The following is a 24,727-nucleotide window of genomic DNA, read 5'->3' as shown; positions in this document are numbered from 1 at the left end:
TCAGTTCTCCTCTTCGGTGGCGGCGTGCGGATCCCAGCCGTCGGTCCAGATGCCGTGGCTCATCCAGTGTGCCGCGCGTTCGGCGCGTTCCCGGACGTCTTCGACGTCCTGCCCCGGTGCGCCGACGATGTTGATGTGCCCGACCTTGCGGTCCGGGCGTTCGGACTTGCCGTACAGGTGGACTTTGGCCTCCGGCAGGCGGGCCATCAGGTGGTGCAAACGCTCGTCCATGGACATCGCGGGCTCGTGCTCGGCCCCGAGGACGTTGGCCATCACCACGGTGCCGGCTCGGGCGGCGGTGTCACCGAGCGGATAGTCCAGCACCGCGCGCAGATGCTGCTCGAACTGCGAGGTGACGCAGCCGTCCATGGTCCAGTGCCCGCTGTTGTGGGGCCGCATCGCCAGCTCGTTGACCACCAGGTCGCCGTCGATGGTCTCGAACAGCTCCATCGCCATGTTCCCGACGACGCCGAGCTCGGCGGCCAGCCCCAGCGCCATCTGCTGTGCGCGCTGAGCCAGTTCTTCGTCGAGCCCGGGCGCCGGTGCCAGCACCACCGCGCACTGGCCGTGCCGCTGGACCGTCTCCACCACCGGCCAGGCCGCCCCCTGGCCCTGCGGGGACCGCGCGACCATTGCCGACAGTTCGCGCGCCATGGCCACCTTCTGCTCGGCCATCAGCACGGTGTCGCCGCCGCTGCGGTCGTCGAAGACGGCCAGCGCGGCGTCGGCGTCGCCGTCGATCAGCCACACACCGCGGCCGTCGTAGCCTCCGCGCACGGCTTTGAGGACGATCTGCCAGTCGTGCACCTCACCGAAGGCGATCAGCGCCGCCCGGGCGGCGGAGACCTCGCCGGACAGGTCCGCGAAGGCGGGCACCGGCAGCCCCAGCTCGGTCAGCCGGGTCCGCATCAGCAGCTTGTCCTGGGCGTACTGCAGCGCCTCTGCGGGCGGGCGCACCGTGACCCCGCGGTCCTGCAGGCCCCGCAGCAGCTCCAGCGGCACCCCCTCGTGATCGAAGGTCACCGCGACGGCGCCGTCGGCCGCGCGCAGCAGATCGTCCAGGTCGTCGTGGGAGCCCAGAACCACGTCGGCGCTCACCGACGCGGCCGGCTCATCCGCCGAGCCGGCCAGCACGCGCAGGCACTGTCCCAGGGCGATCGCGGCCTGATGGGTCATCCGGGCGAGCTGACCACCGCCGATCATGGTGACGGTCGGCATGCCGGTGCGGAGTGAAGGAGATGGCTGGCTCACGCGATCAATCTTGACACGCGCGACTCGCCCCTCGTGCCGCGAGGTTCATCGGCCGCGCAGGCCGATTCGCCACACACCGCGCCGGGGAGTTCTGGTCGCAGCGTCCCCTTACGTACACTCACACCTTGTGCCATCCATCGACGGGCTTCTCTCGCTGCTGCCCGAGCCTCTGCATCGGCTGGCTCTGAAGCACAGCGAGTTCATCAAGTTCGCCATCGTCGGCGGCACCACCTTCCTGGTCGACACCGCCGTCTACTACGGACTCGTGTTCTCGGTGCTGCACGAGAAGCCGGTGATCGCGCGCATCATCTCCGGCGTGATCGCCACCATCTTGAGCTACATCCTCAACCGGGAGTGGGCGTTCAAGAACCGCGGCGGCCGCGAGCGCCACCACGAGGCCCTGCTGTTCTTCGCCATCAGCGGTGTCGGTGTGCTGCTGGCCGCCGCCCCGCTGTGGCTGGGCAACAACGTCTTCAACATGCGTGAGAACCTGGGCAACCTGGAACTGGCCGTCGTCGACTTCATTCTGGCGTTCGTCCTGGGCAACCTGCTGCAGATGGCCTTCCGCTTCTGGGCCCTGCGGCGGTTCGCGTTCCCCGAGGAGCAGCGACCGGGCGGGCACGGCGGGTCCACCGACCTGGATCCGACGCCCGAAGAGCTCACCGATGAGGAACTGGGTCACGCCTGACCAGCGGCGGATCTGATCCGTCGTCGCCACCCGAGCGCACCGGGATCACCACCGCGAAGACCGCCGGCCTGCGGGACACCAGATCCAGGCGTCCGCCGTCGGCCTCCACCAGAGCCCGCGCGAGCGACAGCCCCACCCCTGTGCTGGCACCGCCGGAGAAGCCCCGCCGGAAGATGTCCGGTGCCAGGTGATCGGGCACCCCGCCGCCGGTGTCGCTGACCGTGACGCGCACGATGTCGGCCGAGACCAGATCGTCCACCCGCACCGTCACCGAGCCGCCGCCGTGGCTCAGCGCGTTGTCGAGCAGCGCGCTGAGCGCCTCCCGCAACCGGCCCGGCCGCCCGTAGACCGGCCGCGGCCGGTCGGGCAGTTCGACGCGGATGCGGCGCCCGGCCGCCTCGAAGGGGCCGCGGAAGTCCTCGGCGAGCGTCTGTACCACCTCCACCACGTCCACCGCGGCCCGCGCTCCACCCTCCGCGCGCGAGGCCGAGACCAGTTCGTCGAGCTCGGCGGCCAGCCGTTCCACCTGCGCGACTCCCTCCTGGGCCTCGGCCACCACCTCGGGATCGGAGTGCAGCGTGAGCTCGTCGAGCCGAAGCTGAATCGCGGTGAGCCGACTGCGCAGCTGGTGGGAGACGTTGCCGATGATCTGGCTCTCCCGCTCCAGCCGGCGCGCGATCTCGGCGTTGGCCTCCGACAGCGCCGTGGTGACGCGATCGAGCTCGTCGATCCCGTAGTACGGCCACGCCGACCGCAAGTCGCCGCGCGCCATCGCCGCGGCCCGGCCCGCCACCTGCGTCAGCGGCTCGGTGAGCCGGCGCGCCGTGATGAGGGCGACCAGGCCGCCGCCGGCCACCGAGCCGCCGATCACCAGGCCGAGCACCAGCAACGCCAGCAACTGACTCGATCGCACCTCGCTGCGCGGCACCGAGAGCGTGAGGGTGTAGCCCTGACCGAGGGTCACCGAGTCGGTGAGCTGCGCCCCCATGGGCTCCGGCCCCAGCTCCTGATCGCCGGCCGGGCCGGTCAGTGCCAGCGAACCGTTCGGCGGCAGCAGCAGCCGGAACTCGTCCAGGTCCAGCGACTCGGGGCCGGCCAACCGCCCGGCGGCCTCCTCGGCCAGGACGAACTCCGACATCGACTTGAGCCGGCCGGAGAGGTCCTCGTGGGCGTTGCGGGAGATCCACGACCAGGTGACCACGCCCAGTGGGACGCCGAGCAGGATCGCCATCGCCAGCAGCACGGCGATCATGGTGCGGAGGATGCGCTGGCGCATGGCTTACGGATCGAACCTGAAGCCGACGCCGCGCACGGTGGCGATGTGCTTGCGGCGGCCGGGCTGATCGTCACCGATCTTCCGGCGCACCCACGAGATGTGCATGTCCAGGGTCTTGGACGAGCGCAGATCCGTCGACCCCCAGACCTCGGTCATGATCTCGTCGCGGGTGAGCACCTGTCCCGGGCTCTCCATCAGGTAGCGCAGCAGGTCGAACTCGCGGTTGGCCAGCGTCAGCTCGGCACCGTCGACGACGACGCGCCGGGCCCGGGCGTCCAGCTGGATGTCGCCGCTGTCGAGGACCACGTCGTCGGCGCCCGAACTGCGCCGCAGGAGGGCGCGAACGCGGGCGAGCAGCTCGGCCAGCCGGAACGGTTTGCCGACGTAGTCGTCGGCACCGGCGTCCAGACCGACCACGAAGTCCACCTCCTCGGTGCGCGCGGTCAGCATCAGCACCGCCAACTGCGGACGCTCCCGCCGGATCCGTCGGCACACCTCCAGCCCGTCCATGCCGGGCAGCCCCAGATCCAGAATCACCACCGCGTACGTCCCCGACAGCGCCTCGGCCAGCGCTTGCGGCCCGGTCTCGGCGACCGTGCAGTCGTTGCCCTCGCGGATCAGTGCGCGCGCCAGCGGCTGGGCGATCGCCGGATCGTCCTCGGCCAGCAGGATGGCGCGGCCGCCGCTCACCACCGGCTCCGAACGTCGTCCTCGGCCTCATCGAGCAGTTGCTCGTAGAGAAGGGCGTGCACCGCTTCCACCCGCGGGATGTCGACGAAGGTCAGCGGCTCCTCGGACGCCGATTGGATCTGCAGCGATCCGGTCCGCAGGATCCGGTCGGTCAGGCCGTGCTCGAACTCGACGGTGTTGATCCGGCTGATCGGGATGTCGATCCCCGAGCGGGTCAGCAGCCCCCGGCGGTAGATCACCCGGCGATCGGTCACCACGAAATGGGTGGAGATCCACGTCGTCACCGGCCTCGCCAGCCACCAGATCACCGCCGCCGCCCACAGCACGGCGATCACCACGGTGCCCCAGGGACGCATCTGAAAGAGGCTGTCGGCGCCCCACAGCAACCCCAGCAGCAGTCCGGCCACGGCCGTGGCGAGCCAGAACAGCAGGACCGGACCGGCCAGGCTCTTCCAGTGCGGGTGCCGGTGGACCACCACCACTTCGCCCGGCGCCAGGTTCTCCCGCGGATATGCCATGTCGCCAGCGTAGTCCGCGGTATCGCCCGGCAGGGAGCGGCGCCAGTACACTGGACTGCTGAGAAGCAACTCCGAGCGTGCCAGACGACACGTGCGACACAGGCAGGGGCGAGATGACCTACTCCGATCCGCAGGATCCACGCCGGCAGCCGCCGCAGACGCGCGCGTACAGCCAGGATCCCGGCGCCGCGGACTACCCCCACACGCAGTACGGCTACGAGCCGACCGGGGGCACCTCGTACGGTCAGGCCCAGCCCGCCGCCCGTCCCCCGCGTCGCGGGCCGAACGTGGATCCGCTGCTGTTCTCCGGCGGCGTCTTTATGACCGGCGTGGTGACCGGTCTGGCAGCGTGGCTGGTCGCCTGGATCATCGGCCTCATCGCCCGCGCGGTGACCGCCACCGGCCAGTTCGGCGTGTGGAATCCGCTCGACCCGGGCGGCGAGTACTGGTTCGCGGTGGCCGGGTTCATCACCGCGCTGGTCGGCGGCGCGCTCTGGTACATCCTGCAACTGGTCACGCCGACGCCGGACAGCTTCTACCGCTGGATCGTCGGCCTGCTGATCATCGCCGCGTTCGTGGTGCCGCTGGCCGCCGACGGCGACATCTGGCGCGGTCTGGCCACCGGCGTGCTGCACGTCTGCATCGGTCTGCCCGTGCTGTCGCTGATCCCGACGATGGGCAACCGCAGCCACCGCAGCAACAGCTGACGGCGAGCGCGGGTCAGGTCACCACGTACTCGAGCTGATCCCCGCGCAGGTGGGCGAGGGCATTGCCGACGGCATCGCGCGCCATCTCATGGCGCGCCTCCACGGTCGCGTTGCCCGCGTGCGGGGTCAGGACCACGTTGTCCAGGGAGGCCAGTGCCGCGCTGATCGACGGCTCGTGCTGGTAGGTGTCCAGTGCGGCACCGGCGATGGTGCCGGCCTGCAGTGCCGCCACCAGATCGGCCTCCACCACCAGCGGGCCGCGCGCGGCGTTCACCAGGTAGGCGGACGTCTTCATCTGCGCCAGCCGTCGCGCGTCGATCATCCCGGCGTTGTCGTCGGTCAGATCGCAGTGCAGGGTGACGTAGTCGGCCAGGCCCAGCCCCTCGTCCAGTTCGACGCGGGTGAGGCCGTATTCGGCGACGAAGTCCGCGTCGGCCGCCACCGGGTCGACGTAGTACATCGTCATGGAGAAGCCGCTGAGCATCTGTGCCACCAGCCGGCCGATCCGGCCCAGCCCGATGATCAGCAGCGCCTTGCCGTACACCTGGTGACCACCCACGTAGCCGGTCACCTCCCAGCCCGTGAAGTCGCCCGAGCGCATCAGGCGATCGCCGCCCAGCACGCGCCGGGACACCGCGAGCAGCAGCGCGACCGCCTGTTCGGCGGTGGAGGCCACCGAATCGATGGTCGGCGCATTGGTGACGGCGATACCGCGGGCACGGGCCGCGTCCAGGTCGATGTTGCTGTAGCCGTCACCGACGTTGGCGATCAGTGCGAGCTTCGGCGCGGCGCCGATCACCGTCTCCGTCACACCGATGTTCACGGCGCTGATCAGGACCTCGGCGTCGCCGATCGCGGCAGCCAACTGGTCTTCGGTGATGTCGCCCGCCCCCTCGAAGAGGCGGTAGTCGGCGCCCGCGTCCCGCAGCAACGCCACTGAGTCGTCGGGCAGCGCGACAGCGCTGTAGATCTCGGCCATGTCGTCCTCCCTGGTTCCGGCGATCGGTACGCCGCGGTGTCCGGTGCGCGCCGGATTCACACCGGGCGCAGGTGGGTGACGTCGCCGGCGGCGGCGGTCACCGGCCCGTCCGGGCCGTCCACCACGATCCGGCCCTGGTCGTCGACGTCCACGGCGCGGCCGATCACCTCCCGGTCGCCGGGCAGCACCAGCCGCACCCGGCGGCCCAGGGTGGCCGAGGCCGCCCGGTAGTCGGCGGCCAATCCGTCCAGCGCGTCCGGCCAGCGCCGCAGCAGCGCCGACAACGACCGCAGGTAGGCGGCGGCCAGCGCCGTCGGATCCACCGGCGCACCGGTGAGGCTGCGCAGGCAGGTCGCGGTCTCGATCGGCGGCTGGGCCGCGGTGAGGTCGAGGTTCAGGCCCGTGCCGATCACCGCCACCCCGCCGCCGCCCGGAGTGGGCACGAACTCGCAGAGGATCCCGGACACCTTCCGTCCGCCGCCGCTCCCGTCCTCGGGGGCGAGCACGTCATTGGGCCATTTCAGATCGACGGCGACGCCGGTCACCTCGCTGACGGCCGTACGCACGGCCAGACCGGTCAGCAGCGACAGCCAGCCGACCGCCGCGGTCTGGCCGGCCTCCACCGCGACCGCCGCCGACACCGCCAGCTGTCCGGGCGGGGTCTGCCAGACGCGGGTGTGCCGTCCCCGGCCGCTGCGCTGATGGCCGGCGATCAGCACCGTGCCGTTCACCGCTTCACCGGCGCTCGCACGGGCCACCAGGTCGGCGTTGGTCGATCCGGTGGCGTCGACCACCTCGATCTCTCGCCAACGGGTTTCGGCCAGGTCCCGGACCAGGGCGGCGAGGTCGGGCAGCGGTGTGACAGTCACGCTGTGCAGCCTAATGCCCCGATCCGGTCCCAGCCGGGTACCCGACACCTACTCGCCAGTACTCGTGGCGGTTGACCCGAGGTGACCCGGGCTCGTTAGCATGAGGTCTCATGACGACTGCTCGCCGCGACGATGACGCCGCCCCCGATATCCACACGACGGCCGGCAAGCTTGCCGACCTGCGCCTCCGGCTGGCCGATGCCGAGTACCCCGCCGGTGAGGCCGTGGTCGAGAAGCTGCACGACAAGGGCAAGCTGACCGCACGCGAGCGCATCACCAACCTGCTCGACGAAGGCTCCTTCGTCGAACTGGATGCGCTGGCCCGCCACCGCAGCACCAACTTCGGCCTCGCCGACCGCCGCCCGGTCGGCGACGGCGTGGTGGTCGGCTACGGCACCGTCGACGGCCGCGAGGTCTGCGTCTTTAGCCAGGACGTCACCGTCTTCGGCGGCAGCCTCGGCGAGGTCTACGGCGAGAAGATCGTGAAGGTGATGGACCTGGCGATCAAGACCGGCCGGCCCCTGATCGGCATCAACGAGGGCGCCGGCGCCCGCATCCAGGAGGGCGTGGTCTCGCTCGGCCTGTACGGCGAGATCTTCCACCGCAACGTGCAGGCCTCCGGCGTGATCCCGCAGATCTCGCTGATCATGGGTGCCGCCGCGGGCGGGCACGTCTACTCCCCCGCCCTCACCGACTTCGTGGTGATGGTGGACCAGACCAGCCAGATGTTCGTCACCGGCCCCGACGTGATCAAGACGGTCACCGGCGAGGACGTGACGATGGAGGATCTGGGCGGTGCCACCACGCACATGACCCGCTCCGGCGTCGCGCACTACGTCGCCGAAGACGAGATGGACGCGCTCGAGTACGTCAAGGAGCTACTCGGCTACCTCCCGAGCAACAACCGCGCCGAGCCGCCGCGTCTGCCCGCGCCGCAGCCGGCCGGGTCCATCGAGGACAACCTCACCGAGGAAGACCTCGAACTGGATGCGCTGATCCCGGATTCGCCGAACCAGCCGTACGACATGCACGAGGTGATCCGCCGCCTCCTCGACGACGACGAGTTCCTCGAGGTGCAGGCCGAGCGCGCGATGAACATCGTCGTCGGCTTCGGCCGGGTCGACGGCCGCAGCGTCGGCATCGTCGCCAATCAGCCGACCCAGTTCGCCGGCTGCCTGGACATCGACGCCTCGGAGAAGGCCGCCCGCTTCGTGCGGACCTGCGACGCCTTCAACGTCCCGATCATCACGCTGGTGGACGTGCCAGGCTTCCTGCCCGGCACGGAACAGGAGTACAACGGCATCATCCGCCGCGGCGCCAAGCTGCTGTACGCCTACGGCGAGGCGACGGTCGGCAAGATCACCGTCATCACCCGCAAGGCCTACGGCGGCGCGTACGACGTGATGGGCTCCAAGCACATGGGCGCCGACGTGAACCTGGCCTGGCCGACCGCGCAGATCGCCGTGATGGGCGCCTCCGGCGCGGTGGGCTTCGTGTACCGCAGCCGCCTCAAGGAGGCCGAGGCCAACGGTGAGGACGTCGACGCGCTGCGCCTGGAACTGCAGCAGGAGTACGAGGACACGCTGGTGAATCCGTACGTCGCCGCCGAGCGGGGCTACGTCGACGCGGTGATCCCGCCGAGTCACACCCGCGGCCAGATCGCCAACGCGCTGCGTCTGCTGGAACGCAAGTACGTCCAGCTGCCGCCCAAGAAGCACGGGAACATTCCGCTGTGACCGCCGGCGACACGACCCCCGAAGGCGCAGGCACCACGGACGCTGCGGCCGCACCGCCGTTCCTCACCGTCGTCACCGGCGCCCCCACCGACGAGGAGGTGGCCGCCCTGACGGTGGTGCTCTCCGCGGCGGCCTCGGGCGGCGGCAGCGCACCGGAGCGCGGACCGGCCGACCTGTGGGGCCGGCCCACCGATCTGCACCGGCAGTCGTGGGGCATGCCCACCAGTTACCTGCACCGCGGCTGACGTGACCCGCGTCCTGCTCGGCTCGGCCTCGCCGGCCCGGCGGCGAGTCCTCACCGCGGCCGGCCTGGCGCCGCTGGTGCTGATCTCCGACATCGACGAGGACGCGCTGGCCGAACAGCTGGCCGGCGAGTCGCCCGAGCGGATCGTCACCGCACTCGCCGAGGCCAAGGCCGACGCGATCATCGGCGCCGTCACCGCCTCCCGCGACCGCGAGATCGCCGCGGTGGCCGCCGACGGGGTGGTGCTGACGTGCGACTCCATGTTGCTGCTCGACGGCGAGCTGTCCGGCAAGCCGCGCACCCCCGAGGTGGCCGTGCAGCGCTGGCGGCGGATGCGCGGCCGGACCGGGGACCTGCTCACCGGGCACTGCGTCACCCGGATGTCCGGCGGCGCAGTGGTGCAGACGGCCTCCGGCGCGCGGTCGACCACCATCGCGTTCTCCGACGTCTCCGACGAGGTGATCGACCGCTACGTGGCCACCGGGGAGCCGCTGGCGGTGGCCGGCGCGTTCACGCTGGACGGGCTCGGCGGATGGCTCCTCGACGGCATCGACGGCGATCCGTCGTCGGTGATCGGCATCAGCCTCCCGCTCACCCGGGACCTGCTCGCGGCGGTGGGCGTGGACGTGACATCGCTCTGGTCGTCAGTGATCCGGCCCTGATCCGGCCCTGATCCAGCCCTGATCCGACGGGGCACGGCAGGCCGTCCGGCAGCGTCGCCCCGGCAGTAATATGCTGGCATCGCAGGCGGCCGCATCCGGCGGGCGCAGATGAGCAGGAGTACTCCGTGGCAGTGGAATTCGACCCCAATCCGGCGTTCGCCTCGTTCGCTCATCCCGAACGACTGGTGAGCACCGAATGGCTGTCGGCTCACCTGGGAGCCCCCGGGCTCAAGATCGTCGAGTCCGACGAGGACGTCCTGCTGTACGACATCGGGCACATCCCGACCGCGCAGAAGGTGGACTGGCACCTGCACCTCAACGACCCGGTCACCCGCGACTACATCGACGGTGAGGCCTTCGCCGAGCTGATGCGCAGCAAGGGCATCGAGCGCGACGACACCATCGTCGTCTACGGCGACAAGAACAACTGGTGGGCCGCTTACGCGATGTGGGTCTTCACCCTCTTCGGTCACGCCGATGTGCGGCTGCTCGACGGCGGGCGCACCGCCTGGATGGACGAACAGCGCGAGACCTCGTTCGAGGTGCCCGAGTACCCGCGCAGCGACTACCCGGTGGTCGAGCGCGACGACGAGTCGATCCGGGCCTTCGCCGACCAGGTCCGCACCGCGCTGGGCACCGAGCCGCTGATCGACGTGCGGTCCCCCGAGGAGTACACCGGCGCCCGGACGCACATGCCGGACTACCCGGAGGAGGGCGCGCTGCGCGGCGGCCACATCCCCACCGCCGTGTCCATCCCGTGGGCGCGCGCCGCCGCTCCGGACGCCCGGTTCCGCACGCGCGCCGAACTGGACGAGATCTACGGCGACCTGGATCCGGCGACCCCCACCATCGCCTACTGCCGCATCGGTGAGCGCTCGAGCCACACGTGGTTCGTCCTGACGCACCTGCTCGGCTTCGAGGCCGTCCGCAACTACGACGGGTCCTGGACCGAGTGGGGCAACGCGGTCCGCGCCCCGATCGCCGTCGGTGACGACCCCGGCACCGTCGAGGGCTAGTCTGGCCGCGATGACTCTGACCCCCGCCCTCACCGAGATCGTCGACGACTTCGCGGCGCTCGGCGATCCGGACCGGGCCACCCTGCTGCTGGAGTTCGCCGACGAACTGCCGGATCTGCCGGAGGAACTGCACGCCGACGCCATGGAGCCGGTGCCCGAATGCCAGTCGCCGATCTTCCTGTCGGTGGACGCCGCCGACCCGTCGGCCGTGCGCCTGTACTTCAGCGCTCCCCGGGAGGCGCCGACCACCCGCGGTTTCGCGTCGATCCTGCACCAGGGACTCGACGGCGCGACCGCGGACGCGATCGCCGCGGTCCCGGTCGACTTCGTCTCCGACCTGCAGCTGGCCTCGGTCATCTCGCCGCTGCGGCTGCGCGGGATGACCGGCATGCTCACCCGCATCAAGCGCCAGGTGGCCGAGCAGACCGCCGGCCGGACCTAGTCTTCCGTCCGGAAACCTTTCCAGCACAATGGAATTCATCCAGATCCTCGACTCCAGGATCCGGCCGGGCGGCCTCGTCGAGTGGGTTCCGGCGGTCCCCGGCGGGCTCGGCGCCTGGCATCGGGATCCGCGCGGCACGTCGCACAACCACGAGCACCACCTGCGGGTGGCGCACGACTACCGGGTCCGCACTCAGCGCGAGGGCGGCCGGGAGGCCTGGCTGGGCGTCGCCGTGGAGTTCGACGAGCAGATCTCGGTGCCGGCGGTGCGCGGCGCGATCCTGGCCTGGATCAACCGGCACGAGGTGCTGCGGACGCACGTGACCCTCACCGGTGACCGCACCGACCGGTACACCACCGACCCGGGCACGGTGCATCTGCGGATGAGCCGCATCGGCTGGTACAACGACCCCACCCTGCTGATCGAGCAGGTCGCCGGCTCGTTCGACCGGGCCACCGCGCCCACGCACTGGCCGGCGTACCGCTTCGCCACCGTGGCCCGGGCGCACAGCTTCACCCTGCTGTTCGCCGCCGATCATTCGCTGGTCGACGGCTATTCGCTGCTCAACGCCCAGGCGGAATTGCGCGAGCTGTACCGGGCCGCCGTGGAGCGCCGCCCGCCCGAGCTGCCCCCGACCGGCAGCTACATCGACTTCTCCAGCGTCGAGCGCGAAGCCGCCGACGCCGCCGACCAGCGGCACACCGCGGTCGCCGTGTGGACCGAGTTCCTCGCCGGCGGCCAGTTGCCCGCCTTCGACCTGCTCCCCGCCCCGGACGAGGACGCCCCCGCACGCGATCACGCACCTGCGCAGCCGTCGCACACCACCGTGCTGCTCGACGCCGAGGCGACCCGCGCCCTCAACCGGCGCTGCACCGACCTCGGCGGCTCGCTGATCGGCGGCATCCTGGCCGCGGCCGCTCTCGTCTACCGCCGCGACAGCGGCGCGGACCGGTTCGCGACCCTGATGCCCCGGCACACCCGCAACCACGTGGAATTCCACGGCGCGCTCGGCTGGTTCGTGGGGCTGGCACCGGTCACCGTCGACGTCTCCGACGATCCGGACTTCCCCACCGCGCTCGAGCGCGTGATGGTCTCCCTGGACCGGGCCCGCGAGGGCGCCGCGCTCCCCCTGCTGCGTCTGGCCCAGATCCTGGACTTCGATCCGGAGCCCAAGTTCGTCGTCTCCTTCATGGACACCCGGGCGGTTCCCGGCGCCGACACCGCCGACGCCGGGGCCGCCCGCGCACTGCGCAGCCACGCCTACGCCGACGACGAGGTGTACGTCTGGATCAACCGCACTCCGAACGGTCTGCGCATGCATTCGCGGTTCCCCGCCGACCGCCCGGACCGCCACGCCTCGACGATCATTCAGCGGTTTCTCGACGATCTGGGCATGCTACTCGCGCGTATCGCCGGCGAAGAGTAGACATCGAATCGCACGCACCGCAGGCCTTGAACCGAGCAGATGCTCGGTGGGTTAGTGTGAGTGCAAGGTCACGACTCCGGTCCTCCGGCATGTCGTGCCGGTCGGCGCGCCGCCACGGCGCAGTGCGACCATGCCGAGAAGATGTTCCGTTGTCCCCGACAACGGCCCGCACCCGCGGGCCCCAGCCAGGAGAGCCAGTGCCCAACACCGAGATCCCCCAGAAGACCATCGAGAAGGTGCTCATCGCGAACCGCGGTGAGATCGCGGTCCGCGTGATCCGGGCGGCACGAGATGCCGGTATCACCAGCGTGGCCGTCTACGCCGAGCCCGATGCGAACGCGATGTTCGTCGAGCTGGCCGATGAGGCCTTCGCCCTCGGCGGTCAGACTTCGGCCGAGTCGTACCTCGTCTTCGACAAGATCCTCGACGCGGCCGCCAAGTCCGGCGCCGACGCCATCCACCCCGGCTACGGCTTCCTCTCCGAGAACGCCGACTTCGCCCAGGCCGTCCTCGACGCCGGGCTCACCTGGATCGGCCCGTCGCCGGACTCGATCCGCTCCCTGGGCGACAAGGTGACCGCCCGCCACATCGCCGAGCGCGCCGACGCCCCGATGGCCGCCGGCACCAAGGATCCGGTGGCCGACTCCGCCGAGGTGGTCGCCTTCGCCGAGCAGTACGGCGTCCCGGTCGCCATCAAGGCCGCCTTCGGCGGCGGCGGACGCGGCATGAAGGTGGCGCACACCATCGCCGAGATCCCCGAACTCTTCGACTCGGCCACCCGCGAGGCCGTCGCCGCCTTCGGCCGCGGCGAGTGCTTCGTGGAGCAGTACCTGGACAAGGCCCGCCACGTCGAGGCCCAGGTGATCGCCGACCAGCACGGCAACGTGGTGGTCGCCGGCACCCGCGACTGCTCGCTGCAGCGCCGCTTCCAGAAGCTGGTCGAGGAGGCCCCCGCGCCGTTCCTCACCGACGAGCAGCGCGACATGATCCACAGCTCCGCCAAGGCCATCTGCCGCGAGGCGGGCTACTACGGCGCCGGCACCGTCGAATACCTGGTGCAGGGCGACACCGTCTCGTTCCTCGAGGTGAACACCCGCCTCCAGGTGGAGCACCCGGTCACCGAGGAGACCGCCGGCATCGACCTGGTGCGCCAGCAGTTCCGCATCGCCGAGGGCAAGGAACTGGAGATCACCTCCGATCCCATCCCGCGCGGGCACTCCTTCGAGTTCCGGATCAACGGCGAGGACGCCGGCCGCGGCTTCCTCCCGGCTCCGGGCCCGATCGTCGTCTACCGCGAGCCCGCAGGCCCCGGCGTGCGCGTGGACTCCGGCGTCCGCCAGGGCGACACCATCGGCGGCCAGTTCGACTCCATGCTCGCCAAGCTGATCGTCACCGGTGAGACCCGCGAACAGGCCCTGCAGCGCAGTGCCCGCGCCCTCGCCGAGTTCGAGGTCGACGGCCTGGCCACAGTCATCCCGTTCCACCGCCACATCGTCGAGAACCCCGCCTTCGTGGGCACCGTCGACGAGGACGGCACCGGCTCGTTCGAGGTCTACACCAAGTGGATCGAGACCGACTGGGACAACCCCATCGAGCCCTACAGCGGCACCGGCGCCCAGGCCGACGACGACGAGCAGTTGCCCCGCCAGAACGTGGTGGTGGAGGTCGGCGGCCGTCGCGTCGAGGTGTCCCTGCCCGGCGATCTGAACCTGAACGGCAACGGCCCGAGCAACGGTGCGCTGCGCCGCAAGCCCAAGCCGCGCACCCGCACCAAGGGCGGCGCCAAGGCCGCCTCCGGTGACGCCGTGGCCGCCCCGATGCAGGGCACCGTGGTCAAGGTGGCCGTCGCCGAGGGCGACACCGTCGCCGCCGGCGACCTGGTGGTGGTCCTGGAGGCCATGAAGATGGAGAACCCGGTGGCCGCGCACAAGGACGGCACCGTGACCGGCCTCGCCGTGGAATCCGGCGCCGCCGTCACCCAGGGCACCGTCCTGCTGGAGATCAAGTAGCCGTCCCGGCCGCACTCGAAATCCCTGGGTTGAGCGCAGTCGAAATCAATGCCGGCACGTGGTACCTCCGCGCGCTGCGCGCCGACGACCGGCTGTCCGACGTCCCGGCGCTGACCGATCTCGGTCTGCCCGATCCGACCGGCTACGTCGCCGGCGCCGACGGGACTGCGGGAGACGGGACTGCAGGAGACGGGACTGCGGGGGACGGGGACGGGATCCGGTGCGTCTGGGCGATCTGCATCCCCACCACGGGAGAACTTGTCGCCCTCATCGGCGTCGCCGGCACCGCCGGTGACGGCGAGGACCGGCCCGCGCAGTTGCGCGGTCTGGCCCGCTCCGGGTACGCCCACGCGCTCACCGAAGCGGCACCGTCGGTGTGCCGTTTCGCCCAGCAGGCACTCGGGCTGGCTCCCGGAGAATTGATCTCCGCGCCGCCCTGAGAACCCGTACGCGCCGGTTGACCGGCCGGTAGGTGTGTCCTTCGTCGCTTCCCGACGGGTTACGTGACAGTAGGTACTACCGATGGCGCAGTCCTGGCCTTACCGTGGACGAACCGGCTCCTCCCGATCCGGCCACTACCCCGTGCGCCGCGCAGCCCGCGCCACCCGGCCGCGGAGACCGCCGAAACCGTAGTCACCCGCCATGCCCATGGCACCGAAGCAGAGAAGGGCGCATGTTCCGTCGTATCGCGATTGTCAACCGGGGAGAAGCCGCCATGCGGCTGATCAACGCCGTCCGCGACCTGAATGCCGAGACCGCGCATTCCGCCGACCCGGACCGGCAGGCCGTGCAGACCGTCGCCTTGCACACCGATGTGGACGCCGGCGCCACCTTCGTCCGCGAAGCCGACCTCGCCTACGACCTCGGGCCGGCCTCGGCCCGCCCCTACATCGACCTCGAGGCCCTCGAGCGCGCCCTGATCGAGACCGGGGCGGACGCCGCCTGGGTCGGCTGGGGCTTCGTCGCCGAGGACCCGGCCTTCGCCGAGCTCTGCGAGAAGCTGGGCGTCACCTTCATCGGCCCGTCGGCCGAGGCCATGCGTCAGCTCGGCGACAAGATCGGCGCCAAGCTGATCGCCGAAGAGGTCGGCGTGCCGGTGGCGCCGTGGAGCCGCGGGCCGGTCTCCACCCAGGAGGAGGCCGTCGCGGCCGCCGAACGGATCGGCTACCCGCTGATGCTCAAGGCCACCGCCGGCGGCGGCGGTCGCGGCATCCGCATGGTGACCGACGAGTCCGAACTGGTCGACGCCTACCAGCGCACCCGCGACGAGGCGCAGCGCGCCTTCGGCAGCGGCGTGGTCTTCCTGGAGCGCCTGGTGACCGGTGCCCGCCACGTCGAGGTGCAGGTGATCTCGGACGGTCAGGGCACCGCGTGGGCCCTCGGTGTGCGCGACTGCTCGGTGCAGCGCCGCAACCAGAAGGTGATCGAGGAGTCGGCCTCGCCGGTGCTGAACCCGGAGCAGATCGAGGAGGTCAAGGCCTCCGCCGAGCGCCTGGCCGTCCGCGTCGGCTACCGCGGCGCCGCCACCGTCGAGTTCCTGTACCACCCGGGCGAGAAGCTCTTCGCGTTCCTGGAAGTGAACACCCGGCTGCAGGTGGAGCATCCGATCACCGAGGTCACCACCGACTTCGATCTGGTGCGCGCCCAGCTGCACGTCGCCTCCGGCGGCACCCTGACCGGCGAGCGTCCCGCCGAACGCGGCCACGCCGTCGAGGCCCGCCTCAACGCCGAGGACCCCGACCGCGACTTCGCGCCGTCGCCCGGCTACATCGCCCGCCTGGAACTGCCCAGCGGCCCGGGTGTCCGCGTGGACACCGGGGTCAGCGAGGGCGACACCATCCCCGCCGACTTCGATTCGATGATCGCCAAGATCATCGCCTACGGCAGCGACCGCGATCAGGCGCTGGCCCGCCTGCGCCGCGCCATGTCCCGCACCCGCGTGGTGATCGAGGGCGGCGCCACCAACAGCAGCTTCATCATCGACCTGCTCGCCCAGCCCGAGGTGATCGACGGCAGCGCCGACACCGGCTGGATCGACCGGGTCCGCGAACAGGGCCGTCTGGTCTCCACCCGCCACTCCTCCATCGCCCTGGCCGCCGCCGCGATCGACGCCTACGAGGAAGAGGAGCAGGTCGAGCGCAACCGCCTGTTCGCCACCGCGCGCGGCGGACGCCCGCAGGTGATGCACGAGAGCGGCCGCCCGCTGGACTTCAAGCTCCGCGGCGTCGGCTACCGCGTCCGGGTCGCCCGCATCGGAGCCAACCGCTTCCGCGTGGTGATCGAGGCCGGCGGCAGCGCCCAGACCGCCGACGTGCAGATCGAGCGCTTCGACGAGCACACCGGCCGCATCACCGTCAACGGCGAGCGCTTCCGCGTCCTCAACGACACCCACGGCCCCATCCACCTGGTCGACGTCGACGGCGTCACCCACCGAGTCAGCCGCGACGAGGGCGGCGTGGTCCGCTCCCCCGCGCCCGCACTGGTGATCGCGACCCCGCTGGAGGTCGGCGCCGAGGTGCAGCCCGGCGACCCGGTCCTGGTGCTGGAGTCGATGAAGATGGAGACGGTGCTCCGCGCGCCGTTCAGCGCGCGCCTGAAGGAGTGCGTGGTGACCGTCGGCGCCCAGGTGGAGACCGGCGCACCGCTGCTGCGCCTGGAGCCGATCGGCGACGACGACGAGGCCGAGCAGGGTGCGGCCGACGAGGCCGTGCTCGATCTGCCGCTCGCCTCGACCGACGTCGACCCGGCCGACCGCGCCGCGCAGGAGCGCGAGGATCTGCGCAGCCTGATGCTCGGCTTCGACGTGGACCCCGAGGACGGCAGCCGACTCCTCGACGACTACCTGGCCGTCCGCGAGGCCGAGATCGCCGACGGCAACCGTCCGCTGGAAGCCGAGACCGGACTGATCGGCGTCTTCGCCGACCTGGCCGAGCTGGCCCGCCGCCGCCCGTCCGACGACGACCTCCACGAGCGCGTGCACAGCGCCCGCGAGCACCTGCACACCTACCTGCAGAGCCTGGACGTGGAACTGGCGGGCGTGCCCGAGCAGTTCCGCACCAAGCTGGCCGCGGCCCTGGCGCACTACGGTGTCGACGAGCTGGAACGCACCGACGACCTCGAAGCCGCCGTTTTCCGGATCTTCCTGGCACTGCAGCGCCTGGACGACGTGGTGCCCGGCATGGCCGCGCTGCTGCGCCGCTGGATGAAGGAGCCGCCGCCCGCGCCCGAGCTGCGCGAGCACGTCGGGCACGTGCTCGAATGCCTGGTCGCGGCCACCCAGATCCGGTTCCCGGCGATCGCCGACCTGGCCCGAGGCGTGCTGTACGCCTGGTACGGCCAGCCGCGTCTGCGCCGCACCCGCGAGCGCGTCTACGCCGCCATCGACAGCGACCTGAACTACCTGGACGCCGACCCGGACGCCTCCGACCGCGCCGAGCGGATCGCCGAGATGGTCAAGAGCACCGAACCGCTGGTGCGCGTGCTGAGCCGCCGACTGGCCGACGACTCGTTGGACAACTCGGTGATGCTCGAGGTCCTCACCCGCCGCTACTACGGCAACAAGGGCCTGTCCGGGGTGACCGCTCACCGCGCCGGCGGCTGCACCTTCGTGATGGCCCAGCGCGGCGGCTCGGTCCTGGTGTCCGCGGCCACCAGCTTCGACGACCTCGACACCGCGATGTGCGGGCTCGCCGAACTGTCCGACGGCGCCGCCTCCATCGACGCCGACGTCTACGTGCGCTGGGACGACCAGCCCGAGGACCTCGACGAGATGGCGGCCCAGCTGCACGAGGTGGTCAGCGCCCGCGCGCTGCCCAACCAGGTGCACCGGGTCACCGCCACCGTGGCCGGCCACGGGGACGAGGCGATGCACCATCACGTCACCTTCCGCCCGTCGGCGACCGGCATGGCCGAGGACCGCCTGATCCGCGGACTGCACCCGTACATCGCCCAGCGCATGCAGATGGAACGTCTGCGCAAGTTCGACGTCACCCGCCTGCGGTCGTCGGACGACGAAGAGGTGTACCTGTACCGCGCGGTGGCCAAGGCCAACCCCGGCGACGACCGGCTGATCGCCTTCGCGCAGGTCCGCGACCTGACCGCCGTGTACGAGCAGGACGGCAACATCCTGACGCTGCCGACCGCCGAGCGCGCCTTCGAGGCCTGCGTGGACTCCATCCGCCGGGCCCAGGCCAAGCGGCCGTCGTCGAAGCGGTTCAACACCAACCGGATCGTGATGTACATCTGGCCGCCGCTGGACGTCTCCGAGGAGCAGGTGGCCCGCGTGGTCCGGCACACCTTGGGCACCGCGGCCTCCACCGACGGCGCCGGCCTGGAGGAGATCGAGCTGATCGCCCGCCATCGCGATCAGGAGACCGGCGACCTCACCAAGGTCTCGGTCCGGGTCAGCGTCGACGCGGCCGGGGAGACCAAGATCACCGTCGGCGAACCCGACGACGCCCCGATCGAGCCGGTGGACGAGTACCGCCAGAAGGTGCTGCGCGCCGCCAGCCGGAACACCGTCTACCCGTACGAGCTGACCGATCTGCTCGGCGACTTCACCGAGTACGACCTGAACGACGCCGGTGAGCTGGCGCCCGTCGACCGGCCCAAGGGCCGCAACACCGCGGCCGTGGTGGTCGGCGTGGTCTCCACGCCCACCGACAAGTACCCCGAGGGCATCCGCCGGGTGGTGATGCTGGGCGACCCGACCAAGTCCCTCGGCGCCCTCACCGAACCGGAGTGCCGTCGCTACATCGCCGCGCTCGACCTCGCCGAACGCGAGCAACTGCCGGTCGAGTGGTACGCCCTCTCCTCGGGTGCCGCGGTGAAGATGGACTCGGGCACCGAGAACCTGGACTGGGTCGCGGCCGCGCTCAAGCGCATCGTCGAGTTCACCCAGGACGGCGGCGAGATCAACATCGTCGTCAGCGGCATCAACGTCGGCGGCCAGGCATACTGGAACGCCGAGGCCACCATGCTGATGCACACCAAGGGCATCCTGGTGATGACCCCGGACTCGTCGATGGTGCTGACCGGCAAGCAGGCCCTGGACTTCTCCGGCGGCGTCTCCGCCGAAGACAACTACGGCATCGGCGGCTACGACCGGGTGATGGGCCCCAACGGCGAGGCGCAGTACTGGGCGCCGAACCTCACCGCCGCCCGGGCGATCCTGATGTCGCATTACGCGCACGCCTACATCGAGCCCGGTGAGGACGGCCCGCGCGCGGCGCAGACCTCCGACCCCGTCGACCGCGACATCTCCGATTTCCCGCACGATCTGCCCGACAGCGAGTTCGCGACGGTGGGCGAGATCTTCTCGGCGACCGCCAACCCGGACCGCAAGAAGCCGTTCGACATCCGCTCGGTTATGCGCGCGGTGGTGGACCAGGATCATCCGGCGCTCGAGCGCTGGGCCGGGATGGCCGACGCCGACACCGTCGTCGTGCAGGACACCCACCTGGGCGGCAACCCGGTCACGCTGATCGGTATCGAGTCGACGCCGGTGGCCCGCCGCGGCTTCCTGCCCACCGACGGCCCGGACACCTTCAGCGCCGGAACCCTGTTCCCGCAGTCGTCGAAGAAGGCGGCCCGCGCGATAAACGCGGCCAGCGGCAACCGGCCGGTGGTGGTCCTGGCCAACCTGTCCGGCTTCGACGGTTCACCGGAGTCGCTGCGCAAGCTGCAGCTGGAGTACGGCGCCGAGATCGGCCGCGCGATCATCAACTTCGACGGCCCGATCGTCTTCTGCGTGATCTCCCGGTACCACGGCGGTGCCTTCGTCGTGTTCTCCAAGGCGCTCAATCCGAACATGACGGTGCTGGCCATCGAGGGCTCGTTCGCGTCGGTGCTCGGCGGCGCGCCGGCGGCGGCCGTCGTCTTCGCCGGTGAGGTGCGCACCCGCACCGAGAACGACCCGCGCATGCAAGAACTGCAGACGCTCGTGGAGAACGCCTCGGACACCGATCACGCCAACGTGGCCGCCCAGCTCGAAGAGGTGCGCGCCTCGGTGCGGGCCGAGAAGCTCGCCGAGGTGGCCGCCGAGTTCGACGCGGTGCACAGCATCGAGCGGGCCGTTCGCGTCGGCTCGGCCGATGCGATCATCCGCGCCGCCGAACTGCGTCCGCGCATCATCGAGGCCATCACCGCCCCGCGCTGATCTGCGAGTTCGACTCCGCTCGGCCGGCGGCTGCCGGTCGAGCGGAGTCGAGACCGCCTCGGGTCAGGCGCGCACGGCTTTGGCCGCGTCCACCATCGCGGTCAGGGCTTCGGTGACCTGCTCGGTGGTGCGGGTCTTGAGACCGCAGTCCGGGTTCACCCACACTCGCTCGGCCGGGACGGCCGCGAGCGCCTCGCGCAGCAGCGAGGTCATCTCGGCCGCATCCGGGATGCGCGGCGAGTGGATGTCGTAGACGCCCGGGCCCACCTCGTTGGCGAAGCCGATCGCATTCAGATCGTCGAGCACCTCCATGTGCGAACGGGCCGCCTCGATGGAGGTGACGTCGGCGTCCAGGTCGGCGATCGCGCCGATCACGTCACCGAACTCCGAGTAGCACAGGTGCGTGTGGATCTGCGTCTGGTCGGCGATCCCCGATGTGGACAGGCGGAACGCGCCCACCGCCCACGTCAGGTAGTCGGTGCGGTCGGCCGACTGCAGCGGCAGCAGCTCGCGCAGCGCGGGCTCGTCCACCTGGATGATGCCGACGCCGGCGCGCTCCAGGTCGACGGTCTCGTCCCGGATCGCCAGGGCCACCTGGTCGGCGGTCTCGCCGAGCGGCTGGTCGTCGCGCACGAACGACCACGCCAGGATGGTGACCGGCCCGGTCAGCATGCCCTTGACCTGCTTGTCGGTCAGCGACTGGGCGTGCGTGATCCACCCGACGGTCATCGGGGTGGGACGGCTGACGTCGCCGTACAGGATCGGCGGCCGCACGCAGCGCGACCCGTACGACTGCACCCAGCCGTTCGCGGTGGCGAAGAAGCCGGTCAGCTGCTCGGCGAAGTACTGCACCATGTCGTTGCGTTCGGGCTCGCCGTGCACCAGCACGTCCAGGCCGATCTGCTCCTGCAGCGCGATCACCGCGGCGATCTCGGCCTCCATCTGCGTGCGGTAGGCCTCCTGGTCGATCTCCCCGGTGCGCAGCTGCTGTCGTGCCCGGCGGATGTCGCCGGTCTGCGGGAACGAGCCGATCGTGGTGGTCGGCAGTTCCGGCAGGTTCAGCGCCGTTCGCTGCGCCTCGCGGCGGGCGGCGGCGTCGGTGCGCGTGCGGTCCGCCTCGGTGAGCGCCTGCAGGCGCTCCCGGACGGCGGCGACGTGGGTGCGCGGGTCGCCGGCGCGCGAGGCCAGCGCCTCGCGGGCGGCGTCGAAGGCGGCCGCCTGATCGTCGCGCCCGTTCACCAGTGCCCGCGACAGCGCGGCCACCTCGTCGAACTTCTCGGCGGCGAAGGCCAGCCAGCCGCGCAGCGCCGGGTCCAGCTCGTCCTCACCGGCGAGGGTGTACGGCACGTGCAGCGTCGAACACGAGGTGGACACGGCCAACTCGCCGACGTGCTCACGCAGACCGGTCAGCGTGGCCAGGGCGGCGTCCAGGTCGGTGCGCCAGATGTTGCGGCCGTCCACCACCCCGGCGACCACCAGCTTGTCGCCCAGGCCGGCGGCGGCGACCGTGTCGGCTGAGCCGTAGACCAGGTCGACGCCGACGGCCTCGACACCGGTGCGGCCCAGCGCGGCCAGGGAGGCCCCGGCGTCGCCGAAGTAGGTCTGCACCAGCAGCTTCGGCCGGTCGGTGAGCGCCCCCAGGCGGGTGTAGACGCGTTCTGCCGCCTCGGCGAGCCCCTCGTGGGAGTCGGTCACCAGGACCGGCTCGTCGATCTGCACCCACTCGGCGCCGGCGGCGGCCAGCTGCGACAGCAGCTGCTCGTACAGCGGGAGCAGGTCGTCGAGCCGGGTCAGCGGCGCGGGGCCGTCCACGTCGGCGGCCTTCGAGAGCGCCAGGAAGGTGATCGGGCCGATCACGACCGGGCGCGCCGGGACGCCCTGCGCGGTGGCCTCGGCGAGCTCGTCGAGCACCTTGCTCGCGTCGAGCACGAAGACGGTGTCCGCGCCGATCTCCGGGACCAGGTAGTGGTAGTTGGTGTCGAACCACTTGGTCATCTCCAGCGGGGTGACGCCGTCGTCACCGCGGGCCGCGGCGAAGTAGCGGTCGAGCGGATCGGCGATGCCGGCGACCCGGGGCGGGAGCGCGCCCAGCAGGACCGCGGTGTCGAGCATCTGGTCGTAGTACGAGAAGGTACCGACCGGAATCGAATCCAGTCCGGCCTCGGTCAGTTCCTGCCAGCCGGTGCGGCGCAGCGTCGCGGCGACCTGTTCCAGCTCGGCCTGGCTGATCCGGCCCGCCCAGTAGCCTTCGACGGCGCGCTTCAGCTCGCGGTCGGCGCCGATCCGGGCGATGCCCGGGACTGTGGTGTGCAAACCCATCGTTCTTCTTTTCTCCTGCATAAGGGTGACGGCGTGCGCCCTACCCGGAAGAGACGAAGAGCCCGTGAAAGAACGCACTTCGACTTCGCCCGAGTCCACGAGGCGGCACGTCACCGGATGCGGCGCATCCGGTACAACGGGCAGGTCTTCGGGCTGATCGGCGTGCGCCGTGGCGCTCCTAATGGCCGTCGCTTCCCAGGCGCACTCTCGTGCGTCCAGTGCGTGGTGACGGCGGTCGTTCCGATACACCGCTGCGGGTCAGCTCCGGAGTCTCACCGGATTCCCTCTCGCGAAATACACTGCGCGACGCAGTAATTCGCTCGACGTCCGCGCGGTCACAGGGGCTCCTGGGCGACGGCGCTACGGACGAACCGATTGCGACTCCGAGTCTAGGCCGCGAGTAGACTGGGTGTCATCATGGCTCCGCGGAGTGATTCTAATTCCGGGGATCGGTCCCGTCCGGTCGCCGGAATCGTCCTGGTCGCTCGCGGCGACGAGCGGATCGAGCCCGGCGACGACGAGGTCCCCCAGATCGAGCGGCTGCGCGTGCTGCTGGCCAGTTTCGGCGCCGGCGGCTGCGACGAGCTCTACGTCGCGCTCGGGAGCCGGGTGGTGGCCGCGCCCGAGGACACCTCCACCACCTTTTACCTTCCCGAGTGGTACGACTCCCTCGATGCGACGGTGAACGCCGCGCTCGGTTTCGCCGCCGGGCGCGACGACCTGGCCGGGGTGATGCTCCAGACGGTCGACAGCCAGGACGTCAGCGACGTCGGGATCGCCCGATTGCTGCACACCGCTCGCCGCGCCACCGATGTGATGGTGCGCGCGACGGCGCACGGGCACTGGGCCCAGCCGGTGTACGTCGGCTCCGTCCTGCTCAGCGATGCCGCAGGCCTGATCGCCCAGTCCGGCGGTGCCATTCGCTTTCTCGGCGATCACGCCGGCGACGTCGTCACCGTCGACTGCTCCGACCTCGCCTGATCCCAGCTCCCGTCCGCAAACCCAGCGCCCGGCCACAGACCCAGCGCTCGCGACTGCTGGGTTTGCGCACGACTGCTGGGTTTGCGCACGACTGCTGGGTCTGGCGCTACCGTCAGCGCCAGGCGAAGACGGGCTGCTCCAAGTGGTCCACGCGGGTGTCCACGCCCATCACCACCACCTGTGCGAACTGGTAGATCACCGCGGCGGTGGGGGCGTGCACCCAGCGGCCGGCGATCGGGATGCGGATCACCGGCCGGGACGATTCGGGGATGGAGTCGAAGACGGCCGGCGCCGTCAGCTCGTCCAGGGTGACGAAGAAGAGTTCGTCCACCTCGTCGGGGCTCGGCGTGGGCACGACGGGTTCGTCCACCCAGCACACCACCGGGGTCATCAGGTACCCCGAGCGGGTGGCGTAGTCGTCGAGCACCCCGATCACGCTGTCGGGCCCCAGAGCGACGCCGAGCTCCTCGTCGAGTTCTCGCAACGCCGCCTCGACGACGGTCTCCCCCGGATCCAGCCGGCCGCCGGGCAGCGCGAACTGACTGGCGTGGTTGCGCATGGTGGCCGGTCGCCGCGCCACCCAGATGCCGCGCCCGGCGTCACCGGGGGCGACGGTGATCGCGACAGCCGACGGGCGCAGCGCCGCGGCGCCGGGAGCCGGCGAAATCACCCGCCGGTCCCAGTCCGCCAGCCGCCGTGTCGCCAACTCCCGGGTCAGTTCCATACTCGGGTTGTACCCCACGGCGGCGCTACCCGA

The 24,727-nt window shown here is 71.0% G+C and carries 20 protein-coding genes and 1 riboswitch; of the genes, 12 read left to right on the top strand and 8 right to left on the bottom strand.

What is annotated here, in order from left to right:
• Positions 1 to 1,218: a 5-(carboxyamino)imidazole ribonucleotide synthase gene (locus ABD732_RS11230; protein ID WP_344784101.1), complete on the bottom strand. Its 1,218-nt coding sequence runs from the start codon at positions 1,216 to 1,218 to the stop codon at positions 1 to 3.
• Positions 1,219 to 1,378: 160 nt separating this feature from the next.
• On the opposite strand from ABD732_RS11230, the gene ABD732_RS11225 reads away from it, so the two are divergent.
• The gene (locus ABD732_RS11225; RefSeq protein ID WP_344783671.1) at positions 1,379 to 1,939 is read left to right on the top strand and encodes a GtrA family protein; all 561 of its coding nucleotides are present in this window, start codon (positions 1,379 to 1,381) and stop codon (positions 1,937 to 1,939) included.
• Here the strand turns inward: ABD732_RS11225 and ABD732_RS11220 are convergent.
• From ABD732_RS11220 to ABD732_RS11210, 3 genes are read right to left on the bottom strand one after another with little or no spacing between them, the layout of a single operon-like run.
• Complete coding sequence (locus tag ABD732_RS11220) at positions 1,911 to 3,215, bottom strand: ATP-binding protein (RefSeq protein WP_344783669.1); 1,305 nt, start codon at positions 3,213 to 3,215, stop codon at positions 1,911 to 1,913. The genes ABD732_RS11225 and ABD732_RS11220 overlap by 29 nt on opposite strands.
• Positions 3,216 to 3,218: 3 nt before the next feature.
• Positions 3,219 to 3,905 (bottom strand): response regulator transcription factor, encoded by a 687-nt coding sequence (locus ABD732_RS11215; protein WP_344783667.1) that lies wholly within the window; start codon positions 3,903 to 3,905, stop codon positions 3,219 to 3,221.
• Positions 3,902 to 4,423 (bottom strand): PH domain-containing protein, encoded by a 522-nt coding sequence (locus ABD732_RS11210; protein ID WP_344783665.1) that lies wholly within the window; start codon positions 4,421 to 4,423, stop codon positions 3,902 to 3,904. The genes ABD732_RS11215 and ABD732_RS11210 overlap by 4 nt, the downstream gene beginning before the upstream one ends.
• Before the next feature lie 113 nt (positions 4,424 to 4,536).
• On the opposite strand from ABD732_RS11210, the gene ABD732_RS11205 reads away from it, so the two are divergent.
• Complete coding sequence (locus ABD732_RS11205) at positions 4,537 to 5,130, top strand: DUF6069 family protein (protein ID WP_344783663.1); 594 nt, start codon at positions 4,537 to 4,539, stop codon at positions 5,128 to 5,130.
• Between the two features lie 13 nt (positions 5,131 to 5,143).
• Here the strand turns inward: ABD732_RS11205 and ABD732_RS11200 are convergent, their stop codons facing one another.
• Both ABD732_RS11200 and ABD732_RS11195 read right to left on the bottom strand, forming a co-directional pair.
• A complete protein-coding gene (locus ABD732_RS11200) occupies positions 5,144 to 6,109 on the bottom strand; it encodes an NAD(P)-dependent oxidoreductase (RefSeq protein WP_344783661.1) in 966 nt (321 codons plus the stop codon).
• Positions 6,110 to 6,165: 56 nt separating this feature from the next.
• The gene (locus ABD732_RS11195) at positions 6,166 to 6,978 is read right to left on the bottom strand and encodes a biotin--[acetyl-CoA-carboxylase] ligase (RefSeq protein ID WP_344783659.1); all 813 of its coding nucleotides are present in this window, start codon (positions 6,976 to 6,978) and stop codon (positions 6,166 to 6,168) included.
• Positions 6,979 to 7,088: 110 nt separating this feature from the next.
• On the opposite strand from ABD732_RS11195, the gene ABD732_RS11190 reads away from it, so the two are divergent.
• The 9 genes from ABD732_RS11190 (at position 7,089) to ABD732_RS11150 (ending at position 20,670) form a co-directional block, all read left to right on the top strand.
• Positions 7,089 to 8,714 (top strand): acyl-CoA carboxylase subunit beta, encoded by a 1,626-nt coding sequence (locus ABD732_RS11190; protein WP_344783657.1) that lies wholly within the window; start codon positions 7,089 to 7,091, stop codon positions 8,712 to 8,714.
• A complete protein-coding gene (locus ABD732_RS11185; RefSeq protein ID WP_344783655.1) occupies positions 8,711 to 8,959 on the top strand; it encodes an acyl-CoA carboxylase subunit epsilon in 249 nt (82 codons plus the stop codon). Before ABD732_RS11190 ends, ABD732_RS11185 begins: the two co-directional genes overlap by 4 nt.
• 1 nt (position 8,960) lies before the next feature.
• Positions 8,961 to 9,620, top strand: a complete 660-nt coding sequence (locus ABD732_RS11180) for a Maf family protein (RefSeq protein WP_344783653.1) — start codon at positions 8,961 to 8,963, stop codon at positions 9,618 to 9,620.
• A gap of 125 nt (positions 9,621 to 9,745) precedes the next feature.
• Positions 9,746 to 10,636 carry a sulfurtransferase gene (locus tag ABD732_RS11175; RefSeq protein ID WP_344783651.1) on the top strand — a complete coding sequence of 297 codons (891 nt, stop codon included), beginning with the start codon at positions 9,746 to 9,748 and terminating at the stop codon, positions 10,634 to 10,636.
• Between the two features lie 10 nt (positions 10,637 to 10,646).
• Positions 10,647 to 11,078 (top strand): SufE family protein, encoded by a 432-nt coding sequence (locus ABD732_RS11170; protein ID WP_344783649.1) that lies wholly within the window; start codon positions 10,647 to 10,649, stop codon positions 11,076 to 11,078.
• A gap of 28 nt (positions 11,079 to 11,106) precedes the next feature.
• Positions 11,107 to 12,504, top strand: coding sequence for a condensation domain-containing protein (locus ABD732_RS11165; RefSeq protein WP_344783647.1), 1,398 nt, complete (start codon positions 11,107 to 11,109; stop codon positions 12,502 to 12,504).
• Between the two features lie 197 nt (positions 12,505 to 12,701).
• Positions 12,702 to 14,513, top strand: a complete 1,812-nt coding sequence (locus tag ABD732_RS11160; protein WP_344783645.1) for an acetyl/propionyl/methylcrotonyl-CoA carboxylase subunit alpha — start codon at positions 12,702 to 12,704, stop codon at positions 14,511 to 14,513.
• Between the two features lie 29 nt (positions 14,514 to 14,542).
• On the top strand, positions 14,543 to 14,953 hold the full coding sequence (locus ABD732_RS11155; RefSeq protein ID WP_344783643.1) for a hypothetical protein: 411 nt from the start codon (positions 14,543 to 14,545) through the stop codon (positions 14,951 to 14,953).
• Between the two features lie 233 nt (positions 14,954 to 15,186).
• The gene (locus ABD732_RS11150; RefSeq protein WP_344783641.1) at positions 15,187 to 20,670 is read left to right on the top strand and encodes an ATP-binding protein; all 5,484 of its coding nucleotides are present in this window, start codon (positions 15,187 to 15,189) and stop codon (positions 20,668 to 20,670) included.
• Positions 20,671 to 20,733: 63 nt separating this feature from the next.
• Here the strand turns inward: ABD732_RS11150 and metE are convergent, their stop codons facing one another.
• Entirely contained in the window at positions 20,734 to 22,989 is a 2,256-nt protein-coding gene (gene metE / locus ABD732_RS11145) for a 5-methyltetrahydropteroyltriglutamate--homocysteine S-methyltransferase (RefSeq protein ID WP_344783638.1), read from the bottom strand.
• 122 nt (positions 22,990 to 23,111) lie between these two features.
• Positions 23,112 to 23,316: riboswitch (cobalamin riboswitch) on the bottom strand.
• Positions 23,317 to 23,406: 90 nt separating this feature from the next.
• On the opposite strand from metE, the gene ABD732_RS11140 reads away from it, so the two are divergent.
• Complete coding sequence (locus ABD732_RS11140; RefSeq protein ID WP_344783636.1) at positions 23,407 to 23,970, top strand: hypothetical protein; 564 nt, start codon at positions 23,407 to 23,409, stop codon at positions 23,968 to 23,970.
• Positions 23,971 to 24,082: 112 nt separating this feature from the next.
• Here ABD732_RS11140 and ABD732_RS11135 read toward each other — a convergent pair whose 3' ends face one another.
• The gene (locus ABD732_RS11135; RefSeq protein WP_344783634.1) at positions 24,083 to 24,694 is read right to left on the bottom strand and encodes an NUDIX hydrolase; all 612 of its coding nucleotides are present in this window, start codon (positions 24,692 to 24,694) and stop codon (positions 24,083 to 24,085) included.
• Between the last annotated feature and the right edge of the window lie 33 nt (positions 24,695 to 24,727).

Source organism: Gordonia caeni, from assembly GCF_039537105.1.
Lineage (GTDB): Bacteria > Actinomycetota > Actinomycetes > Mycobacteriales > Mycobacteriaceae > Gordonia > Gordonia caeni.
The sequence above is the reverse complement of the archived record's forward strand: the minus strand, read 5'-3'. Positions and strand labels throughout refer to the sequence as shown.